Origin of the sequence: Neisseria animaloris, assembly GCF_900637855.1 — a bacterium.
Taxonomy (GTDB): Bacteria; Pseudomonadota; Gammaproteobacteria; order Burkholderiales; family Neisseriaceae; genus Neisseria; species Neisseria animaloris.
Genome location: NZ_LR134440.1, coordinates 299,481 through 325,890, shown reverse-complemented (window position 1 = coordinate 325,890; position 26,410 = coordinate 299,481). Strand labels below are relative to the sequence as shown.

The 26,410-nt window shown below is 54.4% G+C and carries 22 protein-coding genes; 7 read left to right on the top strand and 15 right to left on the bottom strand.

The annotated features are described in order from the left end of the window. Window positions 1–75 precede the first annotated feature (75 nt). Window positions 76–2,307, bottom strand: coding sequence for a DNA internalization-related competence protein ComEC/Rec2 (locus EL216_RS01530; protein ID WP_085389724.1), 2,232 nt, complete (start codon window positions 2,305–2,307; stop codon window positions 76–78). Between the two features lie 204 nt (window positions 2,308–2,511). On the opposite strand from EL216_RS01530, the gene EL216_RS01525 reads away from it, so the two are divergent. Then, the gene (locus EL216_RS01525; protein WP_085389723.1) at window positions 2,512–3,588 is read left to right on the top strand and encodes a sulfate ABC transporter substrate-binding protein; all 1,077 of its coding nucleotides are present in this window, start codon (window positions 2,512–2,514) and stop codon (window positions 3,586–3,588) included. Window positions 3,589–3,694: 106 nt separating this feature from the next. Here the strand turns inward: EL216_RS01525 and EL216_RS01520 are convergent, their stop codons facing one another. After that, complete coding sequence (locus EL216_RS01520) at window positions 3,695–4,033, bottom strand: P-II family nitrogen regulator (protein WP_054598602.1); 339 nt, start codon at window positions 4,031–4,033, stop codon at window positions 3,695–3,697. Window positions 4,034–4,199: 166 nt separating this feature from the next. Here EL216_RS01520 and purL point away from each other — a divergent pair, with 166 nt between their 5' ends. Beyond that, window positions 4,200–8,165, top strand: a complete 3,966-nt coding sequence (purL, locus tag EL216_RS01515; RefSeq protein WP_085389722.1) for a phosphoribosylformylglycinamidine synthase — start codon at window positions 4,200–4,202, stop codon at window positions 8,163–8,165. 175 nt (window positions 8,166–8,340) lie between these two features. On the opposite strand, the gene EL216_RS01510 is transcribed toward purL, so the two are convergent. The 6 genes from EL216_RS01510 to EL216_RS01485 form a co-directional block, all read right to left on the bottom strand. Then, window positions 8,341–8,910, bottom strand: a complete 570-nt coding sequence (locus EL216_RS01510; RefSeq protein WP_085389721.1) for a ubiquinone biosynthesis accessory factor UbiJ — start codon at window positions 8,908–8,910, stop codon at window positions 8,341–8,343. 46 nt (window positions 8,911–8,956) lie between these two features. After that, window positions 8,957–9,736, bottom strand: coding sequence for a Rossmann-fold NAD(P)-binding domain-containing protein (locus EL216_RS01505; RefSeq protein ID WP_172594892.1), 780 nt, complete (start codon window positions 9,734–9,736; stop codon window positions 8,957–8,959). A gap of 1 nt (window position 9,737) precedes the next feature. Continuing rightward, the gene (locus tag EL216_RS01500) at window positions 9,738–10,334 is read right to left on the bottom strand and encodes an LOG family protein (RefSeq protein ID WP_085389720.1); all 597 of its coding nucleotides are present in this window, start codon (window positions 10,332–10,334) and stop codon (window positions 9,738–9,740) included. 130 nt (window positions 10,335–10,464) lie between these two features. Then, entirely contained in the window at window positions 10,465–11,145 is a 681-nt protein-coding gene (locus EL216_RS01495) for a TetR/AcrR family transcriptional regulator (RefSeq protein ID WP_085389719.1), read from the bottom strand. Window positions 11,146–11,328: 183 nt separating this feature from the next. Continuing rightward, the gene (gene murB / locus EL216_RS01490; RefSeq protein WP_408633978.1) at window positions 11,329–12,369 is read right to left on the bottom strand and encodes a UDP-N-acetylmuramate dehydrogenase; all 1,041 of its coding nucleotides are present in this window, start codon (window positions 12,367–12,369) and stop codon (window positions 11,329–11,331) included. Further along, window positions 12,366–13,745 (bottom strand): MATE family efflux transporter, encoded by a 1,380-nt coding sequence (locus EL216_RS01485; protein WP_085389717.1) that lies wholly within the window; start codon window positions 13,743–13,745, stop codon window positions 12,366–12,368. The genes murB and EL216_RS01485 overlap by 4 nt, the downstream gene beginning before the upstream one ends. A gap of 263 nt (window positions 13,746–14,008) precedes the next feature. Between EL216_RS01485 and bioF the strand changes: the two genes are divergently transcribed. Then, entirely contained in the window at window positions 14,009–15,169 is a 1,161-nt protein-coding gene (gene bioF, locus EL216_RS01480; protein WP_232005254.1) for an 8-amino-7-oxononanoate synthase, read from the top strand. Next, a complete protein-coding gene (bioC, locus tag EL216_RS01475; protein ID WP_085389716.1) occupies window positions 15,159–15,938 on the top strand; it encodes a malonyl-ACP O-methyltransferase BioC in 780 nt (259 codons plus the stop codon). The genes bioF and bioC overlap by 11 nt, the downstream gene beginning before the upstream one ends. Window positions 15,939–16,136: 198 nt before the next feature. On the opposite strand, the gene EL216_RS01470 is transcribed toward bioC, so the two are convergent. Beyond that, window positions 16,137–16,913 (bottom strand): MOSC domain-containing protein, encoded by a 777-nt coding sequence (locus EL216_RS01470; protein WP_085389715.1) that lies wholly within the window; start codon window positions 16,911–16,913, stop codon window positions 16,137–16,139. A 76-nt stretch (window positions 16,914–16,989) separates the two neighbouring features. Here EL216_RS01470 and EL216_RS01465 point away from each other — a divergent pair, with 76 nt between their 5' ends. Then, window positions 16,990–17,460 carry a hemerythrin domain-containing protein gene (locus EL216_RS01465; protein ID WP_085389714.1) on the top strand — a complete coding sequence of 157 codons (471 nt, stop codon included), beginning with the start codon at window positions 16,990–16,992 and terminating at the stop codon, window positions 17,458–17,460. A gap of 60 nt (window positions 17,461–17,520) precedes the next feature. Here EL216_RS01465 and EL216_RS01460 read toward each other — a convergent pair whose 3' ends face one another. Then, window positions 17,521–18,135, bottom strand: a complete 615-nt coding sequence (locus EL216_RS01460) for a glutathione S-transferase family protein (protein WP_085389713.1) — start codon at window positions 18,133–18,135, stop codon at window positions 17,521–17,523. A 63-nt stretch (window positions 18,136–18,198) separates the two neighbouring features. On the opposite strand from EL216_RS01460, the gene EL216_RS11040 reads away from it, so the two are divergent. Continuing rightward, window positions 18,199–18,342 carry a hypothetical protein gene (locus EL216_RS11040; RefSeq protein WP_158087724.1) on the top strand — a complete coding sequence of 48 codons (144 nt, stop codon included), beginning with the start codon at window positions 18,199–18,201 and terminating at the stop codon, window positions 18,340–18,342. 60 nt (window positions 18,343–18,402) lie between these two features. Here the strand turns inward: EL216_RS11040 and EL216_RS01455 are convergent, their stop codons facing one another. Continuing rightward, the gene (locus tag EL216_RS01455) at window positions 18,403–19,083 is read right to left on the bottom strand and encodes a hydrolase (RefSeq protein ID WP_085389711.1); all 681 of its coding nucleotides are present in this window, start codon (window positions 19,081–19,083) and stop codon (window positions 18,403–18,405) included. 120 nt (window positions 19,084–19,203) lie between these two features. Between EL216_RS01455 and EL216_RS01450 the strand changes: the two genes are divergently transcribed. After that, on the top strand, window positions 19,204–20,079 hold the full coding sequence (locus EL216_RS01450) for a LysR family transcriptional regulator (RefSeq protein WP_158087723.1): 876 nt from the start codon (window positions 19,204–19,206) through the stop codon (window positions 20,077–20,079). A gap of 532 nt (window positions 20,080–20,611) precedes the next feature. Here the strand turns inward: EL216_RS01450 and ilvD are convergent. From ilvD to EL216_RS01430, 4 genes are all read right to left on the bottom strand, one after another. Further along, window positions 20,612–22,474, bottom strand: coding sequence for a dihydroxy-acid dehydratase (gene ilvD / locus EL216_RS01445; RefSeq protein WP_085389709.1), 1,863 nt, complete (start codon window positions 22,472–22,474; stop codon window positions 20,612–20,614). Between the two features lie 366 nt (window positions 22,475–22,840). After that, window positions 22,841–23,521 (bottom strand): lipoprotein-releasing ABC transporter ATP-binding protein LolD, encoded by a 681-nt coding sequence (gene lolD, locus EL216_RS01440; RefSeq protein ID WP_085389708.1) that lies wholly within the window; start codon window positions 23,519–23,521, stop codon window positions 22,841–22,843. Beyond that, window positions 23,514–24,764 (bottom strand): lipoprotein-releasing ABC transporter permease subunit, encoded by a 1,251-nt coding sequence (locus tag EL216_RS01435; protein WP_085389707.1) that lies wholly within the window; start codon window positions 24,762–24,764, stop codon window positions 23,514–23,516. The genes lolD and EL216_RS01435 overlap by 8 nt, the downstream gene beginning before the upstream one ends. 163 nt (window positions 24,765–24,927) lie before the next feature. Continuing rightward, complete coding sequence (locus EL216_RS01430; RefSeq protein WP_085389706.1) at window positions 24,928–26,292, bottom strand: polynucleotide adenylyltransferase PcnB; 1,365 nt, start codon at window positions 26,290–26,292, stop codon at window positions 24,928–24,930. Between the last annotated feature and the right edge of the window lie 118 nt (window positions 26,293–26,410).

Genomic DNA, 26,410 nt, shown 5'->3' with positions numbered 1-26,410 from the left:
GGGTTCAAAACCATTTGTAGGGATGGGTATGCAATCGACTTCCTGCCCTGCAAAGTTAAGATTCACCACCCTTCATCATTCAAACGGCTTTCTCTGCCAATACGGTTTAATTGTTTTCAGACGGCCTGCCCGCACCTCTTCTCCCGCGCCCAGTTCAAACACCAGCGCGCCCGATAAGTCGGTGCGCAACAACTCGATACCGTGGGCTTTCACGCGGTTTTGCACCGCTGTGGTGGGGTGTTTGTAAGCATTGGCATAACCGCTCGAAGCCACGGCGTATTGCGGTGAAACCGCGTTCAGAAAACCGCCCGCCGACGAAGTGTCGCTGCCGTGATGCCCCAACACCAGCACTTGGCTGTACAAGCCTTCGCCGTATTTCTCCACCAACGCCAGCTCGCCGCGTTTGCCCAAATCGCCCGTTACCAGCAGCGACTGCCCGCCCGCCAGCACGCGCAGAACGCAACTTTGCTCGTTGTCGTCGGCCGTTTTCGAGTTTTCAGACGGCCTCAAAAACTCAAACACCACGCCGTCCCATTGCCATTGCCGCTCCCTGCAAAACTCCGCACCCTGATAAAACTCAGGCTGCCCCACCCAGATTCGGCGCGGCTGTTTCGAGCGGCGGATTTCAACAAAACCGCCGTCGTGGTCGGCATCGTGATGCGACAGCACCAGCGCATCCAAACGGCGCACACCGGCGGCATTCAGCGCAGGCAGAATCTGCGCGTTGGCGATGTGCTCCGTACCGGTGTCGAACAACAGGTGATGGTTTTTCGTCTGCATCAATACCGACAAACCCTGCCCCGCGTCCCACACCGTTATTTTCAGACGGCCTTCCTCAACAGGCGGCGGGCGGTACAGCACAAACCCCGCCAACACCAGCCACGCCAGCGGTTTCCAGCCCGTGCCGCGCGGCAGCAGCACCATCAATACCGCCAGCACCGCCAACGGCAGCAGATAAGGCGGCGAGGCCGCAACCGCATATTCGGGCGCATATTCCGCCACCCACACCAACACGCGCATGGTGTATTCGCCCGCCGCGGCCGCCAGCCATTGCAGCCAACCAAACGACAGCAGCGAAGCCAGCAGAGCCAGCGGCACCAGCACCCACGAAAACCACGGGATCGCCAAGGCATTCACCAACGGGCTGATTATCGGCAACGAAGCAAACATGCTGCCCAAGGCCGCCACCGACAACAGCGACACCGCCCATTGCCCGCGCACCGCCAACAGCCAGCCGCGTTCGTTCAGACGGCCTGCCGACACCCACAGCAAAGCCCCCACCAAGCCGAACGAGAGCCAAAACCCCGCACCCAAAACCGCCAACGGGTCGAACAGCAGCACCCAAGCCAACGCCTGCCACCAACCCGCCCATACCGACGCGCCGCTGCCGCGCCACCAAGCCCACGCCAGCGCACACAGCATCAACACGCTGCGTTGCGTCGGCACCGAAAAGCCCGCCAAACCCGCATAAAACAACGCCGCCGCCAAACCCGCCGCCAACATCCACACCCGCGGCCGTTTCGGCACGCGCGGCAGCACGCGCAGCAACTGCTTCGTCAGCCACCCCGCCAGCACCGCCACCATACCCACATGCAGGCCGGAAATACTCACCAGATGGTTCAAACCCAAAGGCCGGAACGCCTGCCAAGACTGTGCGCTCAAAGCCGACTGCTCGCCTATGCTCAAGGCCCGCATCAAACCGAGGCCGTCTGAAAAATCCCGCCCGCCGGTATCGGTTTGCCGCCAGCGCAGGCTCACCGCTTCACGCACACGCAACAACACACCGGCACGGTTTTCCGGCAACGGCTGCCTTTCCTTGCCGATGCTGCCCACCCCGCCGATGCCGTCGGCCAACGCCCACGCCTCACGGTTGAAACCGCGCAGATTAACCTCGCCTACCGGCGGCCTAACCCGTGCCTTAACCTGCCAACGGCTGCCGGCCGGCCAATCACGCAGGCCGTAATCCGACAGCAGCAAACGGTATTCCCGCCCCGCACCATCACGCGCCCGCGCCGTAAAACGCACCCGTTTGTCGTCGCGCTGCGGCAAATCCGCCACTTCTATTGTGAGCGGCACAGAGGCCGTCTGAACCGCAGGCCATTGTTGCTCCAAAGCAGACTGCGTGCGCCAGATGCCGTATAGCGCGCCGGAAAAAGCAATCAGCAGCCAAGCCGCCGCCCGAAACCGCCACGCCGCTGCAAACAGGCACAGCCATACCGCCGCTAGCACCGTCCAAGACGGCACGGCGGGCAGCGCAAACGAAACAACAACGCCGCTTACCCAGAGCGGCAGCCAGAAACGGGGCATAGATGATGGTTTCTACAAAAATAATAAACATGAAAGAATAAATCAAAATCAGGGCGTCTGAAAACCGTTGCCCGCGCCAGAGATGTTTTCAGACGGCTTATAACCAAAGGCAATGATGATAAAACCAAGTATTCTTTCTCTTTTTCAGACGGCCTCGATAAAGTGTTGCCCATACTCAAACCAATTACTGCAAAGGAAAATACCATGCCGGCAACACGCTTTCTCCCATTTGCCGCCGCGCTCGGCACCCTACTGGCTTTATCGGCCTGCTCGCCCGATACTGCTAAAAATCAGGCCGAAACATCGGCATCCGACGGAAACGCCGTTGCTTCTTCCGATGGCAAAAACATCAAGCTGCTGAATGTTTCCTACGATGTGGCCCGCGATTTCTATAAAGAATACAATCCGCTGTTTATCAAAGAATACCAAACCCGAAATCCCGATGTGGCGATTAATATTCAGCAATCGCACGGCGGTTCGAGCAAACAGGCTTTAGCCGTCGCCAACGGCCTGCAAGCGGATGTAGCCACCATGAACCAAACTTCCGATATCGATCTTTTAGAAAAAAAAGGATTGGTCGCATCAAACTGGCACACCCGCCTGCCCGACAATGCCGTTCCCTTTACCAGCACCACCGTGTTTCTCGTCCGTAAAGGCAACCCCAAGCAAATACGTGATTGGGCAGACTTGGCCAAAGACAATCTGCAAATCGTGATCGCCAATCCCAAAACTTCAGGCAACGGCCGTTATGCTTTCCTCGGCGCATTCGGTTACGGCTTGAAAGCGCACAACGGCGACGAAACCCAAGCCAAAGCCTTCACCGCCAAACTGCTTAAAAACGTGCCCGTGTTTGAAAACGGCGGGCGTGCCGCCACCACCACATTTACCCAACGCAATATCGGCGACGTGTTGATTACTTTTGAAAACGAAGCCAACCATGTGAGCCGCAACCTTGCTCCCGGTCAGTTTGAAATCGTGTATCCGAGTTACACCATTCTCTCGGAAAGCCCCGTCGCCATCGTCGATGCCGTGGCCGATAAAAAAGGCACCCGTGCCGCCGCCGGCGAATATTTGAAATACCTGTGGAGCGAACCGGCGCAAGAGCTGGCCGCCAAATTTTATCTGCGCCCCCGCAACACCGCCGTGCTGGAAAAACACCGAGCCGACTTTCCCGCCGTCGAAACATTCCGCCCCAACGAGGTTTTCGGTTCTTGGGATGACATCGCCAAGAAATTTTTTGCCGACGGCAGTTTGTTCGACCAATTGAGTGCACGCAACTAAAGCGTTCTCTCCTTTTGAAACTGCAGGCCGTCTGAAAAAATATTTTCAGACGGCCTTATGCTGCATTTGCCAAAACGGAATTTGCATCACATCGCATATTAAACCGCTAAACCGCCGCATCCGACCGCTCGCCCGTGCGGATGCGGATGGCTTCTTCCACCGGCAGAATAAAAATCTTGCCGTCACCGATTTTGCCCGAACGCGCGGTTTCGATAATGGTTTCCACCGCCCGCTCCACATCGGCATCGCTCAATACCAATTCCACTTTCACTTTGGGCAGAAAATCAACCGCGTATTCCGCGCCGCGATAGATTTCGGTGTGCCCTTTCTGGCGGCCGAAGCCTTTCACTTCGGTAACGGTCATGCCGGTGATGCCGATTTCGGTTAATGCTTCGCGCACGTCGTCGAGTTTGAACGGCTTGATAATCGCCTCTATTTTTTTCATGTTTTTTCTCGCTGTGAAATGGTTTCAGACGGCCTGTTTTAGCACAAAGCACGGCAAGGTTCAATGGGCTTTTCAGGCCATCTGAAAAGGGAAATTTAACCAAGCGGCCGGGGCCGGTTTTGTGTACAATTACGCCCATTTCCAACCGCATGTGTGAGCTAGATTCATGTCTGTCGTATTGCCTTTGCGCGGCGTTACCGCCCTGTCTGATTTCCGTGTCGAAAAACTCCTGCAAAAAGCTGCGGCCGCCGGCCTGCCGAAAGCAGAATTAAGCAGCGAATTTTGGTATTTTGTGAGCAGCCAATCCGCGCTGAACCTCGAAACCGCAACGAAATTGCAGGCTTTGTTGGAAGCAGAACGTGTCGAAAAAACACCCGAAGCCGAAAACAGCCTGCATTTGTTTTTAATCACCCCGCGCATCGGCACCATTTCGCCGTGGGCATCCAAAGCCACCGACATCGCGCACAACTGCGGCTTGGGCGAAATCGAACGCATCGAGCGCGGCATGGCGGTGTGGGTGAAAGGCGAGCTGAACGCCGGGCAAAAACAGCAATGGGCCGCCCTCTTGCACGACCGCATGACCGAAAGCGTGTTGCCCGATTTTCAGACGGCCTCGCAGCTCTTCGCCCACCCCGAAGCGCAAACCTTCGCCACCGTTGACGTTTTAGGCAAAGGCAAAGACGCTTTGATACAAGCCAACAGCGAACTGGGCTTGGCGCTGTCGCCCGACGAAATAGACTATCTGCTGGAAAACTACCAAGCCTTGCAGCGCAACCCAAGCGATGTCGAACTGATGATGTTCGCACAGGCCAACTCCGAACACTGCCGCCACAAAATCTTCAATGCCGACTTCATTTTAAACGGCGAAAAACAGCCCAAATCGCTGTTCGGCATGATTCGCGACACCCACAACGCCCATCCCGAAGGCACCGTAGTCGCCTATAAAGACAACGCCTCCATCATCGAAGGCGCGAAAATCGAGCGTTTCTACCCGCGTGCGGACGAGCAGCAAGGCTACCGCTTCAGCGAAGAAGAAACGCACATCTTGATGAAAGTGGAAACCCACAACCACCCCACCGCCATTGCTCCTTTCGCGGGCGCGGCCACCGGTGCGGGCGGCGAAATCCGCGACGAAGGTGCCACCGGACGCGGTGCGCGCCCGAAAGCGGGTTTGACCGGCTTTACCGTGTCCAACCTCAACATTCCCGATTTCAAACAACCGTGGGAAGGCGGCTACGGCAAGCCCGACCACATCAGCAGCCCGCTCGACATCATGATCGAAGGCCCCATCGGCGGCGCGGCGTTCAACAACGAATTCGGCCGCCCCAACCTCTTGGGCTATTTCCGCACCTTTGAAGAAGAGTTCGAAGGCCAAATGCGCGGCTACCACAAACCGATTATGATTGCCGGCGGCTTGGGCAACATTCAGGCCGGCCAAACCCATAAAGACCAAATCCCCGAAGGCGCATTATTGGTGCAACTCGGCGGCCCCGGCATGCTGATCGGGCTCGGGGGCGGCGCAGCCTCTTCTATGGATACCGGCAGCAACGCCGCCGATTTGGACTTCAACTCGGTACAGCGCGGCAACCCCGAAATCGAACGCCGCGCACAAGAAGTGATCGACCGCTGCTGGCAACTCGGTAAAAACAACCCGATCGTGTCGATTCACGATGTCGGCGCGGGCGGCTTGTCGAACGCCTTTCCCGAATTGGTCAACGACGCAGGCCGAGGCGCAATATTTAAGCTGCGCGACGTGCCGTTGGAAGAACACGGCCTAAGCCCGATGCAGATTTGGTGTAATGAGGCGCAAGAGCGTTATGTGTTGTCGATTTTGCCCGAACACTTAGACTTGTTCCGCCAAATCTGCGAGCGCGAACGCTGCCCGTTTGCCGTGGTCGGCACCGCCACCGACGACGGCCATCTGCAAGTGCACGACGATTTGTACGGCAACCATCCCGTTGATTTGCCGCTGAACGTTTTGCTCGGCAAACCGCCCAAAACCACCCGCAGCGACCACACCGTAAGGCCGTCTGAAAAACCGTTTTCAGGCAGGCATATCGACCTGAAAGAAGCCGCCTACCGCGTATTGCGCCTGCCTACCGTGGCCGCCAAAAACTTCCTGATTACCATCGGCGACCGCAGCGTCGGCGGCATGACCCACCGCGACCAAATGGTCGGCAAATATCAAACCCCCGTAGCCGATGCCGCCGTAACCATGATGGGCTTCAACACCCACAAAGGCGAAGCGATGGCCATGGGCGAAAAACCGACCGTCGCCCTGTTTGACGCGCCCGCTTCCGGCCGCATGGCCATCGGCGAAACGCTGACCAACCTCGCCGGCGTGAATATCGGCGACATCGGCAACATCAAACTTTCCGCCAACTGGATGGCCGCCTGTGGCAACGCCGGCGAAGATGAAAAACTCTACCGCACCGTCGAAGCCGTGTCGCAAGCCTGTCAGGAACTGGGCATCAGCATTCCCGTGGGCAAAGATTCGCTGTCGATGAAAACCGTGTGGAAAGACAACGGCGCGCAAAAATCGGTAACTTCGCCGTTGAGCCTGATTATTACCGGCTTCGCACCGGTGCAGGACGTGCGCAAAACCGTTACGCCCGAATTGAAAAACACGGCCGACAGCGTATTGCTGGCCGTGGATTTAGGCTTCGGCAAAGCACGCATGGGCGGCTCGGCCTTAAGCCAAGTGTATAACGATATGGCAGGCGAAGCGCCGGATATCGAAACAGGCCGTCTGAAAGCGTTTTACCAAGTGATTCAGCAGCTTGTAGCCGAAGATAAGTTACTGGCTTACCACGACCGCAGCGACGGCGGCCTGTTTGCTACGTTGGCGGAAATGGCGTTTGCGGCACGTTGCGGCTTGGATATAGATTTAAATTTATTGCTTGCACAAACATTCATTACCAACCATACCGCTCTGTCTCAATCATTGCGGACTGAAGAGGTAAAAGCGTTGGCTGAATGGCAAGAAACCATTGCCCGCACATTATTTAATGAAGAGTTGGGTGCTGTTATCCAAGTCAGAAAACAAGATGTTGCCGATATTATCAATTTATTCTATCAACAAAAGCTGCATCACAATGTCTTTGAAATCGGTACGTTAACTGATGAGAACACGTTAATCATCCGCGACGGGCAAACGCACCTTATTTCTGACAACCTAATCAAACTGCAACAAACCTGGCAAGAAACCAGCCACCAAATCCAACGCCTGCGCGACAACCCCGAATGCGCCGACAGCGAGTTTGCCCTGCTGAAAGACAACCAACGCAGCGCGCTGTTTGCCGACCTGACATTCGACCTCAAAGAAGACATCGCCGCACCGTTTATCGCGGGCGGTGCCAAGCCGAAAATCGCCGTATTGCGCGAACAAGGCGTGAACGGTCAGGTGGAAATGGCCGCCGCCTTTACCCGTGCGGGCTTCGACGCTTACGACGTACACATGAGCGATTTGATGGCAGGCCGCGTGAAACTGGCTAACTTCCAAATGCTCGCCGCCTGCGGCGGTTTCAGCTACGGCGACGTATTGGGCGCAGGCGAAGGCTGGGCGAAATCCATCCTGTTCCATCCCGAATTGCGCGACCAGTTCAGCGCCTTCTTCGAGCGCGGCGACACGCTCACTTTAGGCGTGTGCAACGGCTGCCAAATGGTGAGCAACTTGGCGGAAATCATCCCCGGCACGCAAGGCTGGCCGAAGTTCAAACGCAACCGAAGCGAGCAGTTTGAAGCCCGCCTGAGCATGGTCAACGTGCCCAAATCACCCTCGCTGATTCTGGCCGAAATGCAAGGCAGCAGCCTGCCCGTCGTGGTGAGCCACGGCGAAGGCCGCGCCGATTTCGCCCATATCGGCGGCACAGTTTCAGACGGCCTCAACATCGCCCTGCAATATGTGGACGGCTTGGGCGCAGTCACCCAAACCTACCCGCTCAACCCCAACGGCTCGCCGCAAGGCATCGCAGGCGTAACCAATGCCGACGGCCGCGTTACCATCATGATGCCGCACCCCGAGCGCGTGTACCGCACCGCCCAAATGAGCTGGCATCCCGACGATTGGCAACACAGCGAACTTTCCGGCTGGTACAGAATGTTCGCCGGCGCGCGTAAAGTATTCGGTTAACAATCCAATCCGATAACAAGCAGCCCGCATTCATTGCTTAAAAAACAATGGATGCGGGCTGTTTTCAACGGTTGGAAATCATCCGTACCGGCCAAGCGCTTAAGGGAAAAAAACGGGCATGTTTGAAACGGTGAAAACAATCAAACGGATATGATCACGTATATCTTATCCTTATTCACTCCGACTTGCGCCGCTCCAATTTTTCCAACCGCGCATTCAATCGGGCAAAGTCGTCGCGCAAGGTATCAACTTGCTGCGACCATGTTTCGAAAGTTTCACGATTGATTACCGGCGATTCGGGTTCACGGGCATAATCGCCGAACTGTTCCAGCATACTTTGGCCGAAAGCCTTAAGTGTTTGGCCCATTTGGGCGGCACGCGTACCGATACTTCCGGCTACTGCATCACCGAACAGTCGGCTCAAGTCGTCGTTGGCGTAATAGCGCAAACCGCCGAAAAGCGGCAGCAAAGCCATGCCGGTATCGGTGTCTCCGTCGATGGCCACATCGCCCACTCCGGGTGTTTGGCCTTGCAGTACTTTTTGCAGGGCACTGTTTTGAAAAGTGATTTCGGTAACCGCTTCGGCTTCGCTGTGTTCAAGAAAACCTTCGGCATTCAAGGTGCCGTGTATACTCAGGCCGGCGGCATTCAGGCAAACGGTTGTACCGGCGAATCCGGCCAGTGCCGCTTGGGTTTCGCGGTTTTGCCGAATCAGGTGGTTGATAACGGGAATCAGGGCTGTCATGGGTGTTCTTTCTTATCAGGCCGTCTGAAAAAGTTTTAGACGGCCTTCAGTCTAAAACGGTGGAAAAATCATCATATGCGGTGTTTACGATTTTACCGCTGCTGCAATCGGTTTCGTCAAAAGTCAATTCCGGCAAACCGAGTTTGACGGCTTCAGCCCGATAAAACTCGTGTTTGGGCAGATGCCGCTTTTCTACGATATTGCGGATACGCAAGCCGCTCGGCGTACAGGCGGCCAAATATAAGGCGGCAACAGCACGGCTTCGGTGCAGCATGTTCACGGGACGGTGCATGCCTGCCGCCTTTTTGCCGCTTTTCAGCAAGCTGTTGAGCGGATGGCGTTCCGCGGAATACAACCCGCCCAAACGCAGAATATCGACATGCTCGATACCACTTTCGAGAAGCAGCCGCTCCGCCGCCAGCACTTTTTGCGCACTTGCCGTTTGCGGTTGCAGCGTGTTGTGTTCGGTACATTCCCGAGCCTCCTCGCCGTAAACGCTGGTGCTGCTTGCGTAAACAATATGCCGTACGCCGAACTGTTTTGCCGCTTTCCCCCAAACCGCCAGCAAATCGGTGTAACGGCCGACTGCCGACGGCGGCAACAAGCAGATCCACACTTCTTTATCGGCCCATTTGCGCCAAAAGGCCGTCTGAAAAACTTTTTCATCGTTTAAATCGACGGCATCCAATTCAATCGGCAGATTGATGTCGTCGGAAGTCAGGCTGCGTTTCAAGGCCGACACGCGGCCGCCGTTTTCAAATAATTTTTCAGCCAACGGGCGGCCTAAATAGCCCATGCCGAGTATGGCTGCATCGGGTGTATTCATTTCAGACGGCCTCCGCATTCTTCCAATCCGGCGTTACCCATTTGGATACGTCCACAAACCGGTAGGCCGCCATTTTTTCCAGCAAACCTTCAGGGGTGCCGTCGACGCACAGCAGGCTCATATTGGCTTGCGGCATAAAGCCCGCATCGGCGGTTTGCTGCAACATGGTTATCATCGGATCGAAAAAGCCGTTTACATTAAATACGCCGACAGGCTTGCCGTGCAGCTTCAACTGGGCTTGCGAAAGCACTTCAAACAGTTCTTCGTAAGTACCCAACCCGCCGGGCATGGCGATAAAAGCATCGGCAAGCGCTATCATTTTGTTTTTGCGCGCGGTCATATCAGGCGTTTCGATCAGCTCGGTTAAACCGGTATGCGCTACTTCTTTTTCCCGCAAAAAAGTGGGAATCACACCGGTTACTTCACCGCCGTTTGCCAGCACGGCATCGGCTACCGTACCCATCAGCCCGATTCTGCCGCCACCGTAAACCAAACGGCTGCCGCGTAGGGCAATAGCCGCCCCCATCGCTTGGGCCGCATGGAAATAAGCGGGGGTGTCTCCCAAATTGGAACCGCAATAAACAACGATATTTTTCATATTACCGGCAATTTCAAAAATAAGAAGCGGGTATTGTAACCGATATGGCCGTCTGAAATTAAAGAAACGGCGGACATGGAAAGGCCGTCTGAAAACTTTTCAGACGGCCTATAAGACAAGTACGGTTATTTCAGCTTTGGTGCACCGTATTGTTTACACAACCCGACTCCAGCGTCAAGTTGCCGACGGTTTCGTCAAACTCGGCAAGATACTGCTCCAGCAGATAAGGGCGCAGCAGGCTGAGGGTGCGGCGGATGCCGCTGACTTTGGAATCCTCGGTCAGCTTGGCGCGGCCGCGCATCGAACCGTCGAAGTCGAACCAATATTTGGTAACCATCCACATATTCAAAGCCAAGTCGTTCATGGCGGTTTCGTCGGCTTTGATAATGCCCAAACCGTTCAGGCGTGTAAGCAGGTTGACCAATAGCGGCGACACTTTTGCCTGCGTGAAGTTGTTGTGCTCGCCCAAAAGCTCGGCACTGCGTGCCAGCAAGGCGTTTACGTCGCTAAACAGAAAACGGTAGCGCCACATCACATCGTAAATACCCGACATATAGCTGACGGCATCGCACACGCCTGCGGGCAGTTCGGCGTTGTGCAGATAATTGAGCAGGTCTTCGCTGTATCGTTTGAACAATTGGACGATGATTTCGTCTTTATTGCGGAAATGGTAATAAAGGTTGCCGGGGCTGATGCCCAGATGGGCGGCGATATGATTGGTGCTGATGTTGCGCTCGCCTTCCTCGTTAAACAGCACCAGAGCCGCCTCGACGATTCTGATGTAAGTATTGGTTTTCACTTCTTTTGCCACGTTGCTACTCCTTGGGGCTTGCCTACTCTTGTTTTAATTTGATGCTTATGGGTTGGCAATTATAACCAACAAGCCGAAACCTTTGCAAAACGCCGTATGCCGCGCATTTCCGCGTTATAAGCTCTCATAGCCCGGCCTCATCCGGCGGTTTTTCAAAGCATCAAGCTCGGTTTTAACCGGCCATCACAGCGAAAAAGATGCCGGCAGCCAGTTGGGTTCGGCATGCAGTACCACACCGAAGGTTTGTAGAACGGTTCGGCAAATATGCTGTGCCAACCGATGCACATCTTGGGCGGACGCATGGTGTTTGTTGACCAATACCAAAGCCTGTTTATCGTGCACCGCTGCGCCGCCTATGCCGTAGCCTTTCAGACGGCATTGGTCGATCAGCCAACCGGCAGCCAGCTTAACCGTGCCGTCGGCTTGCGGATAATGCGGCATGTTTGGATATAGTGCCAGCAGCCGGTGTGCGGTTTCGTGATCGACAATCGGGTTTTTGAAAAAACTGCCGACATTGCCCAGCACTTTGGGGTCGGGCAGTTTGCTTGCGCGGATGCGGCATACGGCTTGGCAGACGTCTTTTGCGGTGGCTTCGCGGCCGGCGCATTCTTCGGCCAGCACGGCGGCCAAGTCGCCGTAGCGGGCGTTGGCGGTGAAGTGTTCTTTTAAGGCAAATACAACCGAAACAATCACATAACGGCCTTTGCCCTGCTGTTTGAACAGGCTTTCGCGGTAGGAAAAGCAGCAGTCGGCATTGCTTAATTCGACAAAGCTTAGGGTGTTTAAATCAAAGCAGCGCACGCTGTGGATGATGTCTTTCACTTCCACGCCGTAAGCGCCGATGTTCTGCACCGGCGATGCGCCTACCGTGCCGGGAATCAGGCTGAGGTTTTCCAAGCCGCACAAGCCCATGTCCAGCGTTTTCAACACAAAGTCATGCCACACTTCTCCGGCCTGTGCTTCTATATAAACGAGGCCGTCTGAACGGAAAAGTTCGCGTATGCCTTTATTTTGCATGTGGACGACCAAGCCGTCGTAGTCCTGCATCAGCAGGATATTGCTGCCGCCGCCGAGCCACAACACAGTATGGCGGTCGAATGCGGGCAGTTTCACCAAGTCGGGCAGATCGCTTTCGTTTTCCAGCACCGCAAAATCACGCGCCGCGGCTTTCAATCCGAATGTGTTGAACGGCGTTAAATCCACATCGTGCAATAGCTGCATCACAACATCCTTTTTTGCGCAGCCACCGAACGGCTGCATATTTCCAAACACCAAACCAGCAAAACGGCGGCCACGCTAAGTGAAACCACCAACGCCGTCCAAAAACCGTAAATGCCCATGCCGACCGAATAAGCCAAAAAATATCCGGGCACCAAGCCGAAGCCCCAAAAGGCCACGGCATGAATCAGCATCGGGATTTTGGTTAATTTGTAACCGCGCAGGGCATAAGAAGCGATACATTGGGTGGCATCGCCCAACTGGAAAAACGCCGCAAACAGCAGCACTGTCGCCGCGATTGCCAGCACGGCTGCATCGTCGGTGTACATGCCTGCCAACGGGTAGCGGAAAAACACCAACAATAACGCCGTTGCCACCGCCAACACCAAACCGAGAATCAGCGATACGCCCGAAATATAACGCGCACGCTTATATTCGCCGCGCCCGATGGTGTAGCCCACCCGCACCGTGCCCGCCGAACCGACACTTTGCGGAATCATATAAATCACGCTGGTCAAGCTCATAACCACTTGTTGCGCCGCCACATAATCCTGACCTTGCCGCGCCACCAAAAATACAATGCACGAAAACAGGCTCACTTCCAAAAAGAACGACAAACCGATCGGCGCACCCAGTTTCCAGATTTGTTTGAACACCTTCATATCGGGTTTGCTGAACCGCTCGGTCAGCTTGAATTGCCTGAAATATTTCTGCTTCACCACATACAGCCACAGCGCGGCGGCATTGAACCAAAACACCAACGTGGTGGCCACGCCGCAACCCGCACCGCCCAACTCGGGCATACCGAATTTGCCGTACACAAACGCATAATTGAGCGGCACGTTCAGGAAAAACGCCAGAAAGCTTACAATCATGATCACACGCGGGCGGTTCAGGCTCGAAGCATAGGCATGCAGGGCGCGGTGTATCATCGCCGCAGGCATGGCCAAGCCGGTAAACAGCATATATTGCGCCATCATGCTTTCGACGTTTTCACTCAAATCCAGCAACTTCTGAAAAGGAAAAACCGCCAGCCACATCAACAACATACCTATCACGCCCAACATCAGGCCGAACCAGATGCTTTGCCGCCCCGTTTCGCCCACTTCGTCGTACTTGCCCGCACCGTAAAGCTGGGCGATCATCGGGTTCAGCGCCGTCATCACACCGAGGAAAGTGATATATACCATCACAAACGCGCTGCTGCCGAGGGCGACGGCGGCCAAATCGTCTTTACCCGCGCCGCCTGCCATCACCGTATCCACAAAACCCACACCCACTTGCGCCACTTGGGCAAACAGCATCGGCAGGGCAAGCAGCACGAGTTTTTTGCCTTCCTTGTGGAAAACGGGGAAGGAATAACGGTTTAGGTCGAAAAGCATAAGGATTCCAAAGTTTCAGACGGCCTCGCAGTCGATGCAGGCCGTCTGAAAAAATATGATGGGGTAAATACAGATTCGGATGCAGAAAACCTGTTTGAAATACAGGGCTTCCATTCACCGCTCGACAGACAGACAAAACCTGCTGCAAAACGGCGGATATTGTACCAAAAAACCGCCGGCTCAGACAGGCGGGCAGCTGCCGGCCGATTTGACAGGCCGTCTGAAACCATACACACTCTGCCGCTTTGCAACCCGCCGCAGCCATGATGAACTGGAACGACCACCTGCAAGCCGCGCTCGACCGCCAAACGGCCAAACAAGCCTACCGCCGCCGCACCGCCCGCCGTGCCGATACCGCACCGCCGTATCTCGAAAGCGGCGGCAAACGCTATTTAAACTTTGCCGGCAACGATTATCTCGGTTTGAGCCGCGACCCTGCCGTTATCGCCGCCTGGCAGCAGGCTTTGGCGCAATACGGCACCGGCAGCGGCGGCTCGCCTTTGGTTAGCGGCCACACCGATGCGCACGAAACGTTGGAAAACCGTTTGGCCGATTGGCTCGGCTACGAACGCGCCATCCTGTTCCCCAGCGGTTACGCCGCCAACCAAGCCGTGTTGCTCGGTTTATTGGGCAAAGACGACGTGCTGCTGGCCGACAAACTCTGCCACGCTTCCATGCAGGAAGCCGCCGCTCTCGGCCCCGCGCAGTTTAAGCGGTTCGCCCATCGGCAATACGACGTTTTGGAAAAGCAATTGATTGAACATGCAGGCAAAAGAATCTTGGTGGCCAGCGAAGGCGTGTTCAGCATGGACGGCGACACCGCCGACTTAGGCCGTCTGAAAAGCCTGTGCGGACGATACGGCGCATGGCTGCTGCTCGACGACGCGCACGGTATCGGCGTGCTGGGCGGCGAAGGGCGCGGCAGTGCGGCAGTCGCAGGCGTGCAGCCAAACATACTTATCGTTACCTTCGGCAAAGCGGTCGGGCTGATGGGCGCGGCGGTATTGTGCAGCCGCACCGTAGCCGAATACCTCACCCAATTCGCCCGCCACCTTATTTACAGCACCGCCTTTCCGCCCGCCCAAGCCGCCGCGCTGTCTGTTGCTTTGGAGCGCGTTCGTGCCGCCGACGGTTTGCGCGAAAAACTGTGCGGCAATATCCGCCTGTTTCAGACGGCCTTATCCGAATGCGGATTGCGGGAACGCCTGATGCCGTCTGAAACCGCCATCCAGCCCTTTTTATGCGGCAGCAACGAAGCGGCCTTATCCGCATCTACTACCCTGCGCAGGCACGGCCTGTATGTGCCCGCCATCCGCCCGCCCACCGTACCCGTCGGGCAGGCACGGCTGCGGATTACCCTCACCGCCGCCCACGACGCAACGCATATCGAAACATTAATCAAAGGCTTGCAAGATGCCGTCTGAAAACCCGTCCAAACACCACATTGCCCGCGCCTTCAGCCAAGCGGCCGAAAGCTACGACGCATCGGCAGCCATCCAGCAACAGGCCGGGCTGCGTTTGCTGCAACTTCTGGAAAGCCGTTTTTCAGACGGCCTCAACCGCAAAACCGTTGCCGACATCGGCGCGGGCAGCGGCTGGGTCAGCGAACAAATACGCAGTCGCGGTGCAAACGTGCTTGCCCTCGATTTGGCCGAAGGCATGTTGCGCCACATCACCCGCCACCGCCGCGCCGACTGCTGCCTGCTCGCCGATGCCGAATCGCTGCCGTTGGCGGGCGGCAGCATGGATGCCTGTTTCAGCAGCCTCGCCCTGCAATGGTGCAACCTCGAACGCGCCGCCGCCGAAATGCGGCGCGTGATCCGTATCGGCGGTTATGCGGCCGTGGCTACCGTTAGCGCAGGCAGCCTGCAACAGCTCGAACAGGCATGGCAGGCCGCCGACGAAAGCGCGCACGTCAACCGCTTTCTCACCGAAAGCGACATTCAGACGGCCTTTTGCCGTTTTCAAAACATTCGCATACACACCGAAAGCTACACCCAATATTTCCCCACCCTCAAAGCCCTGCTGCACAGCCTGAAAAACATCGGTGCCAACCATGTGATACAGCGCGAAAACAAAGGCTTAACCGGTAAAAACCGCTGGCAGCGTTTTCAGACGGCCTATGAAAACATGCGCGCGCCAAACGGTATGTTGCCGCTGAATTACCGCATCACTTATATTGTGGCTTGGTAAGTTTCCGGCAGCCTGTTCAAATAATCAGGCGGGCATTTCCGCCCGCCTTGATTTCCGATATAAAACAACGGGCAGGAATGCCCGACCCGCATCCGCCAACATTCACACCCTACTTCCACCGGCGTATATACGCCGTCTTCAATCATTCATAAAATATGAAACATAAAAGAGGCCGTCTGAAAAACTTTGCGGCAAATGCTATTTATACGACAGCACTTCGATCTCGTCGCCCAACCTTACCGTGCCTTCGTTAAGTGCCACCAGATTCACGCCGAATACGGCATTACGGGCAACGGCAAGCGTGCTGAGCGGTTCTTGGAACGGGTCTTTTCTGGCCGTTTGAAGATCAACCGTCGTCATGACACAGCGCGTACAGGGTTTGAAGTTTTCAAACTCCACTTCGCCGATGCGGATGCGGTGCCATTTTTCCTCTGCATAGGCTTCCGTACCTGCTACGACAAAATTGGCACGGAAACGCTCCATTTCCACTGGCGTGTCGAGCATCCGATTCAAATCGTCGAGCGAGGCGGTGTTGGTAAGCAGAAACGGCGCACCGTCGGCAAAAGAAAGCGGCGTTTGCGAATAAGCCAGTATGCGCCGGCCGGGATTGCCCAACCAGAAAAGGCGGGCTTCGATGCCGAGCTTTTCAGACAACCACGCATCGGTTTCGGCGCTGCCGCAGCAAGCGGGAAAGTTGTCTTTCCAAACCGTTACGTCGGCGGTGTCGGCCATCTCGTCAACGCCCACCGTTCTGCGGCTGCCGTCGGGCGCGGTAAGCACGAGTTGTTCCGGCGAGGCTTCGGTTCGCCACAACAGCATCTGCGGAAAATTACGCGCCGTAAAAAACCTGCCCTGCAGTGTCGCCACCAGCCATTCTCGGTCATGCGGCAGCCCCGCAGCAAAAACGGTAGCTTCGGCAAGCGGATTGCCGCCCATAGATTTAACGGGATAGCGGGTAATGGCGGTAAGTTTCATTTCAGACGGCCTCGACAATTAAAAACAACCCAATCATAGCAGAATTCAAACGCCTATTTCTTAAGGAGCCGCAACCATGACCGATTTTACCCTTTGGCAGCAAGCACCGTTCGATGCCGTTACCGGCCATATTTTGAGCCGCTACCACGATACCCACCGCCGCCAGTTTGCCGAGCTGATTCCGCTGGCGGAAAAAGTTGCTACCGTGCATGAAGGCACGTTTCCCGCCGAAGTGCTGCCGCTGCTGCAACACATGCAGGCGGAGCTGTTCAGCCATATGATGAAAGAAGAGCAAGTGCTGTTTCCGATGATCAACCAAGGTGCCGGACGCGGTACAGCCATGCCCATCCGCATGATGATGCACGAACACGACCAACACGAAGCCGCCATTTCCCGCCTGCTCGAACTGACCGGCAACCTGCAAGCCCCCGAAGATGCTTGTAGAAGCTGGCAGCGGCTGTATGCGCTGATACGGGAATTGGTAGACGATTTAAACGACCATATCGTTTTGGAAAACGAAATCCTCTTCCCGCGCGTGCTGGCATAAACCAAGAGGCCGTCTGAAAAAATATTTCAGACGGCCTCTGTGTATTCGAGCCAAGCCGGCTTAAGCGCCTTGCTCCGCCATCACTTTCTGCACGGCAGGATCTTGCTCCATACGCGCCATCAACGCGGCTACATTCGGATATTCCTTCCACGACTTAGGCGTGTATTCCGTCCAGCGCGACATAACGAAAGCGTAAGCATCGGCAACGCTGCGTTTGCCTTGGTAAACATGGCCGTTGCCTGCGGCAATCAGTTTGTCCAAATGCTGCATGGCACGGTCGATACGGACAAAAGCCGCTTCTTTCACTTTTTCAAGAGCTTCTTCGCTTTCATCCGTGATGTAGCGTTGCGGGAAGAACAGCGGCCAGAAAGAAGGATGCAGGTCGCTGGCCAAAAACGAAAGGGTTTCGTTCATCTCAAATTCGTTGACCAGACCTTCGTTGGCGCCGATACCGGCTTCCGGATGCAGGCCGACAATGTATTTCAAAATAGCCGGAGCTTGGGTCAAGGCACGTTTACCGCCGATATCGAGAGCAGGCACCGCACCCAAAGGGTTAATGCGCTTATATTCTTCGGAAGCATAATCGGCGCGGACGGGCTCATAATCGGCACCTGCCCATTCGAGGGCAATCCAACAGGCCAAAGCACAAGTGCCGGGAGCATAATAGAGTTTCATAAATTTATCCTTTCTTGGTCGGAATATGCCCGCAAGCGGGCGGGATACGGAATTATATAGCAAATGAACCCGATTTTTACTACGGTATTAATACAATTTCTCATTTTGGGAGCAATGTTATTGAAATCAAAAGCGAGGCCGTCTGAAATTGATTTTTCAGACGGCCTATCGGTTATAGCACCCATTACCCAGCCGTTTGTTTCATAACGGCCAACAGCATCACTGTATTGCCGGTGGTTTAACCGTTGATCCGACACATATGCAATTTTAGATACGCTCGGAATCCAATTGCTCGTGATTGGCTTCTACTTCGCGTGCTTTCTCGTAGCTCTCAATCAATAAAGCGTATTCCGGGAAGATTGCTTCGTAGGCTTTTGCCCATTCGGCAGCATCGGAACGGTTCCAAGTACGTTGGATTTCCGAACATACTGCGGCAGTATCCATCGGCACCGCTCCGGCCTGAACAACACGCGCCAGAGTGATTTCCTGAGCCATTTTGCTGTATGTACCGGAAGCATCTACCACGCAAAACACTTGATAACCTTCGGCAACGGCATCAATGGCCGGAAAGGCCATACACACGCTGGTAATGGTTCCGGCGATAATCAATTGTTTTTTACCCGTTGCTTTCACAGCAGCCACAAAATCGGGGTTATCCCAAGAATTGATTTGGCCTTTTCGGGCAACATATTGGGCATGGGGCGCGGCCTCGTGGATTTCGGGAATTAAGGGGCCGTTGGGGCCTTGAGGTACGGAAGCGGTAGTAATAACCGGCATATCGGCCAGCGCAGCCACTTTTGCTAAAGTAACCGCATTGGCGCGCAATTCGCGAACGTTCAAATCACGCACGGTATTGAACAAACCGCTTTGGTGGTCTATTAACAACATGGCGGCATTAGCCGGGTCGATTTTCGGGGTTGCCCCGTTGAAATTCGCTGGTTGGCTCATTTTCTTTCTTCCTTTTCTTAAATGGTTATCGAAAATGTCTTGTTGACAGCTGCCATTATAGATAGACATAATTTTGCAACAAGATACAGAATTAAAACTTTAAGTTGCAAAAATAGAACGATGGGTAATGTAGATTTAAATGACATCCGCCTGTTTGTAGCAGTTGTACAGGCAGGCAGCTTCAGCAAAGCGGCAGAACTGCTCAACACCCCCAAATCACGACTGAGCCGCCGCCTCAGCCGCTTGGAGGCAGATTTGGGCACCGCTTTGATGGACAGAAGCAAGCGCGGCGTGTTGCTTAATGAAGTGGGCGAACAGTTTTATCTGCGCGCACAAGAAATGATGCAGGCCGCCCAAACCGCCGTAAACAGCGTGCAAGGCAAACTCGATGTTCCCGGCGGGCTGCTGCGGATGTCGGTTTCCACCGAAATCGGACGCGGTTTTCTGATGCTGCATCTGGCCGAATACATGCGCCGCTATCCCGACGTGATGCTGGAAGTGGAAATCAATAATAAGAAAATCAATATGATTCAAGACGGCTTCGACATCGCTTTCCGGCTCGGCCTGCCTGAAGGCGACAATATCGTCGCCCGCAAACTCACCGATATCGAGTTGGGGCTGTTTGCCGCAGAAAGCTATCTCCAACGCGCCGGCCGCCCCCAAAGCCCGCACGAATTGCACGGCCATGCGCTGCTGAACAAATACGACGGCCCCGAATGGCGGTTTTACTCCAAACAACACAGCGTCAACATACAAAGCAACAATAAACTGAGCAGCAACGATGCTAACCTGCTGGGCCAAATGGTTTCCGAAGGCGCAGGCATCGCGCTACTGCCCTGTTTCGACAACATGCTGCGGCAAGACTGGATCCGCCTGCTGCCCGAGTGGGAAGTAGAAAAAATGCCGCTTTACCTCGTGTATTACAAAAACCGCGGCTCGATACCGACCATCCGCAGCATGGTGGATTTTCTGCTGGAAAAATTCGGCCATAAATAAACATGGTTTTTTTAGCCGACAGAAAAAGATAAATGCCCAAGAAAATTCTGAAAATTTAGTGATTTGCAGTCAATTTATACATTACCGCCCGACACTCAAAGAACGATACGGCTACTGCAAAATAACGGCTGCTATCCTCGATGGAAAAAGGTGTAGCCAACCCTGAAAAAGTCTGCCGCTTAATGCGTTCCATGGAGCTAAAAGCAATGAGGCAACCGGTGTTTTAAAACATAAAAGACGAACGAGAAATGGGTAGCGGACATCGCCGGATTCAATGTAAGCGGGGATAAACCATATCTTTCACCGATTATGGATTTATTCAACCCCGGAATCATCGGTTGCGCAGACCGACTTTCTATTTGATCGACTAGATGTTAAAAGCTGCTGTTAAAATCAAGCCTAAATTAAAAGGCCCAAATTCTGTGCAATACAGAATTCAGACCTTGAGAAGCAATTTAATTAAGCCGTACAACTTGCGGTATTCAGTTCAATCTTCAGACGGCCTTTGCTTATCGGTAAACCCGTTGTGCGCTTACTTGCGTTCTACCTGTGAAACGTCGCGCACCGCGCCGGTGTCGGCAGAAGTGGTCATGGCGGCGTAGGCACGCAAAGCGGCGGAAACGTGGCGGTCGCGGTTTTCGGGTTTCCAGGCCTTAGCACCGCGGCTTTCCATCTCTTCGCGGCGGTTTGCCAATTCTTCATCGGAAACGGCCAAACGGATGCTGCGGTTGGGGATGTCGATTTCGATGGTGTCGCCTTCTTTCACCAAACCGATGGCACCGCCTTCCGCCGCTTCGGGCGAAACGTGGCCGATGCTCAAGCCGGAAGTGCCGCCTGAAAAACGGCCGTCGGTGAGCAAGGCGCAGGCTTTGCCCAAGCCTTTGGATTTCAGGTAGCTGGTGGGATACAGCATTTCCTGCATGCCCGGGCCGCCTTTCGGGCCTTCGTAGCGGATAATCACAATATCGCCGGCAACGATTTGGTTATCCAAAATGCCCGCCACCGCGGAATCTTGGCTTTCAAACACGCGCGCGCGGCCGGTGAATTTGAGAATGCTGTCGTCCACACCGGCGGTTTTTACCACGCAACCGCGCTCGGCGATGTTGCCGAACAGCACCGCCAAGCCGCCGTCTTGCGAATAAGCGTGTGCTTTACTGCGGATACAGCCGTTTTCGCGGTCGAGGTCGAGCGACGGCCATTGTCGGTTTTGCGAAAAGGCTTCGGTGGTACGCACGCCGCCGGGTGCGGCTTTGTAGCGTTCATGCGCGGCTTCGTTGGCGGGGTTGGTGATGTCCCATTTCGCCAGCGCGTCTTTCAAGGTTTTTTCGTGAACGGTGGAAACGTCGGTTTCCAGGCAGCCGGCACGGTCGAGTTCGGCCAAAATGCCCATCACGCCGCCGGCACGGTGTACGTCTTCCATGTGGTATTTCTGCGTGGCTGGGGCAACTTTGCACAAACACGGCACTTGGCGGCTGATGCGGTCGATGTCGGCCATTTTGAAATCCACTTGCGCTTCGCCGGCGGCGGCCAACAGATGCAGCACGGTGTTGGTGGAACCGCCCATCGCCACGTCCAAACTCATGGCGTTTTCAAACGCGGCTTTGGTGGCGATGCTGCGCGGCAATACGCTCTCATCGTCTTGTTCATAATAGCGTTTGGTAATTTCCACAATCAGACGGCCTGCTTCCAAAAACAGTTCTTTACGGCCTGCATGGGTGGCCAGCAGCGAGCCGTTGCCCGGCAGCGACAAGCCCAAGGCTTCGGTGAGGCAGTTCATCGAGTTGGCGGTAAACATGCCGGAGCAGGAGCCGCAGGTCGGGCAGGCGGAGCGTTCTACCGCCGCCACTTCTGCATCAGACACTTCATCGTTGGCGGCATCGACCATCGCGTCCACCAAGTCCAGCTTGCGGGTGTCGGTAATGTTGGCCACGCCGATGACCTTGCCCGCTTCCATCGGGCCGCCTGAAACAAACACGGTGGGAATGTTCAGGCGCATGGCGGCCATCAGCATGCCGGGGGTGATTTTGTCGCAGTTGGAAATGCACACCAGCGCATCGGCGCAATGCGCGTTCACCATGTATTCCACCGAATCGGCAATCAAATCGCGGCTGGGCAGGCTGTAGAGCATACCGCTGTGGCCCATGGCAATGCCGTCGTCCACCGCGATGGTGTTGAATTCTTTGGCCAAACCGCCCGCTTTTTCGATTTCGCGCGCCACGAGCTGACCCATATTGTGCAGATGCACATGGCCGGGCACGAATTGGGTGAACGAGTTGGCGATGGCGATAATCGGTTTGCCGAAATCTTCGTCGGCCACGCCGGTGGCACGCCATAAAGCGCGTGCGCCTGCCATATTGCGGCCGTGGGTGGAGGTTTTGGAGCGGTAAGCTGGCATGGTGTGTTCCTTTGTATAGATTCAATCAGGCCGTCTGAAACACGAAATATGTTTTCAGACGGCCTTCATCAAATTAAGTCGGATAAATTAAGTCGGATGGCTGGTTATATATGTGATGCCACTATCAAAAAGCCGAAACGTATTCTATAGCTAATCCAAGTAAAAACCAATACGGTAAAGATAACTGCAAACCTGATAATAAACAACCGCCAACAGAGTTTGAATACCATACAAGACAACATGGTAAGGCTAATCGGCGTTATGCAACCACAGGTTCAAGAAACGATCATCGAGCAAACCTGAATGATGAAAACACAGGCCGTCTGAAAACAGGTTTTCAGACGGTCTGTGTTTTCAAACCGATGGCTATTTATCGTTCAAACGACCGTCGGTCATGGTCATCACGCGGTCGAAGCGGGCGGCCAGCTCGTCGTCATGCGTTACCACAATCAAACTCGTGCCCAACTCGTTTTTCAAATCCAACATCATGTCGAGCACATTTTGAGCGTTTTTACGGTCGAGGTTACCCGTCGGTTCGTCGGCCAGCAGACATTTCGGGTGAGTTACCAACGCACGGGCAATCGCCGCCCGTTGGCGCTCACCGCCGGAAAGTTCGCTCGGGCGGTGCAGCATACGCTGTTTCAAACCCACTTTTTCCAACATCGCCGCCGCCTGCGCTTCGGCTTCCGGTTTCGGCTTCTTGCCGATCAACAACGGCATCATCACGTTTTCCAATGCTGAAAATTCGGGTAGCAGGTGATGAAATTGATAAACGAAACCCAGATACTGATTACGCAAATCACCGAGCTGCTTTTGGTTCATCTTGCCCAAATCATGCCCCATCAAGTTGACGCTGCCCGAAGTCGGCATATCCAAACCGCCGAGAATATGCAGCAAAGTCGATTTGCCGCTACCCGACGCACCGATAATGCTAACGCTTTGCCCTTCTGACATCTGAAAACTCAAACCGTTAAGTACTTGAACGTTCAATGCACCGTCATTGTAACTTTTACAGACGTTATCACAGTTCAATACAATATTATTCATAACGCAATGCCTCCGCCGGTTGGGTTTTCGCCGCACGCCAGCTCGGATACAGCGTGGCGATAAAGGCCAGTACCAAAGAAATCGAGGCAATCACGGCCACATCACTCATGTTGACATCACTCGGCAGATAATCAATGAAATAAATTTGCGAATTAATCAAATGCACACCAAAAAGGTTCTCGAAAAATGCCACAATTTTACCGACATTCCAGCCTAACAGCACACCGCAAATCACACCGATAAGCGTGCCGAAGAAACCTGCAAACGCCCCCTGCACCATAAAGATTTTCATCACCCCTGCAGGCGGCAAGCCCAATGTGCGCAAAATAGCAATATCGGCCTGTTTCTCGGTAACCGCCATTACCAATGAAGACACCAGATTAAATGCAGCCACAGCAATAATCAATGTCAAAATAATAAACATCATCCGTTTTTCTAATTCCACCGCTTCGAAATAACTGCGGTTTGCAAACGTCCAATCGCGCACCCACACTTTGTCGCGCTGGGCAACGGGCACGAGGTCTCGTATAAAATCAGGTGCATTTTGCGGATCGGCCAGCTTCAGGCGCAAACCCGTCATGCCGTCAGTCAAACGATAAAGCACTTGGGCATCTTTAAGATGGGTCATGGCTAGTGAGTTATCTACCTCATACACCCCGGTTCTCACAATACCTACCACATTAAACTGCTTCAGACGCGGCACGACACCGGCAGGGGTAACATTACCCTCGGGAGTAATCACGGTTACTTTACCACCCTTCTCTGCGCCGAGGGCTTCAGCTAATCCTTCTCCGAGAATAATATCGAACTCACCCGGTTTCAAGTCTTCAAAACTGCCGATCGGCATTTCTTTGCCGTAATCGACTACGTTCTTTTCCTCTTCCGGCAACACCCCGCGAATCTGTACGCCGCGAACTTCCCCCGCATTGGCAAGCAAGGCCTGATCCGCCACATAAGGCGCACTGGCCAGAACTTCTTTGCGTCCTTTCACAAAATCACGTAGGTCAACCCATGTTTCACCGTTGCTTGCTTCGTAATAACCGATTTCGGCATGTGGGGCTACATTCAGAAGCTGACCGCGGATTTCTTTTTGGAAGCCGTTCATTACCGACAGCACCACAATCAATGCCGTAACACCCAATGCAATACCGGCAATTGAAATCATAGTAATAAACGACATGAATCCATTGCGTTTTTTCGCCCGCAAATACCGCAGGCCGATCCAAGTTTCTAAAGATGCCATTTGTTCAGGCCGCCTTTTATTCAGTAAAGATAAACGTGTATTGTACCGTAAAACAGGTTAAATCGGTTTAACTGCGGTCGCTGTTTTGTTGTCTTAATATGGCAAAAGGCCGTCTGAAAAACATTCAGACGGCCTCGGCTATATGCAGCAACATACAGTGGTATTATCCGGCATGACCACCGCTGTTTTCAACTTTTGGCTTCGGTTTACGGCGGCGCTTGCGCTTAGTCTTGTCGCCGGACGTTTCGCCGCCGCGCTTTTGCTGTACTGCAGTCATCTGCATACGGGTTTCGTCGTCGGCGTGCTGAAATTTTGTCCACCACTGCACCAATTCGCCATCCACTTCTCCCGCTTCACCACGCAACAGCAGGAAATCGTAAGCGGCCCTGAAACGCTGTTGTGCGAGCAGACGGTGTGGGCGTGCTCCCTTGCGGTTGTCAAATTGCGGTTGCAACTGCCATATTTCACGCATGGTGGCGGCAAAACGTTGCGGCACGCCCCAGCCTTTTTCCACATCATCGCGCAAATCGCCGATGGCGTTATTCAATGCCAACACCGGCTTCTGGCCTTGGCTCATATTACGTTGCCAATAAGTATTCAGTTGCGGCCACAATACGGCGGCCAGCACAAAACCTACCGACACCGATTTATCCGCCCGCAGACGTTCGTCGGTATTATGTAAGGCCAGTGAAACAATATTTTGCCCGCCGTTTTCAGTGTGTTGCAAAGCATTAAGCAGCGGATGGATTTTGCCCGAAATTCCGAGCGTATTCATTTGCTGCAAACACTGTCCGGCATGGCCTGAAAACAACAGCTTCATGATTTCGTCAAACAGCCGTGCCACCGGCTCTTGTTTCAGACGGCCAGCAAAAGCGGAAATAGACTCCGCGGTGTTTCGTTCGACTTCAAACCCTAGCTTGCCCGACAGGCGCACAGCACGGAGTACCCTCACAGGGTCTTCCTGATAACGCTCGGCAGGGTTGCCTATCATCACCAATTTGCGTGCACGGACATCGGAAACGCCATGATGGAAGTCGATAATCTGCTGGCGTATCGGGTCGTAATACAGGGCATTGCAGGTAAAATCGCGGCGCATCGCGTCTTCTTCTATCGAGCCGTAGGTATTGTCTTTCATGATACGGCCATGTTCGTTTTGCTGAACCTTACCGCCGCCGCGGAAAGTGGTTACTTCGATGGTTTCCGGGCCGATCATCACGTGTACGATTTGGAAACGGCGGCCGATAATGCGGCTGCGGCGGAATACTTTGCGCACTTGTTCGGGCGTAGCGTTGGTGGCTACATCAAAATCTTTCGGTTCGATGCCGAGCAGCAAGTCCCTCACGGCACCGCCGACCACATAGGCCTCATAGCCTTCATTGTGCAAACGGCGGATAACTTTTTCGGCGGCAAAACTAAGCTGATCGGCACTGATTTTGTGCTCACTGAATGGGATTATTTCTTTGCGGGCACGCGGCTTGCCTTTGCCTGACTTTCCGGGCAAAACCTTATGCAGCCATTTTTTCAACATATTATTTTTCGCAATCAATCTCAAAACAGGCCGTCTGAAACATGGCGTTTCGTGTTTGAAACCTTTGCGGATAAACCTGCGGTACGCAAGCCTATCTGCAAAGGTTTCAGACGGCCTT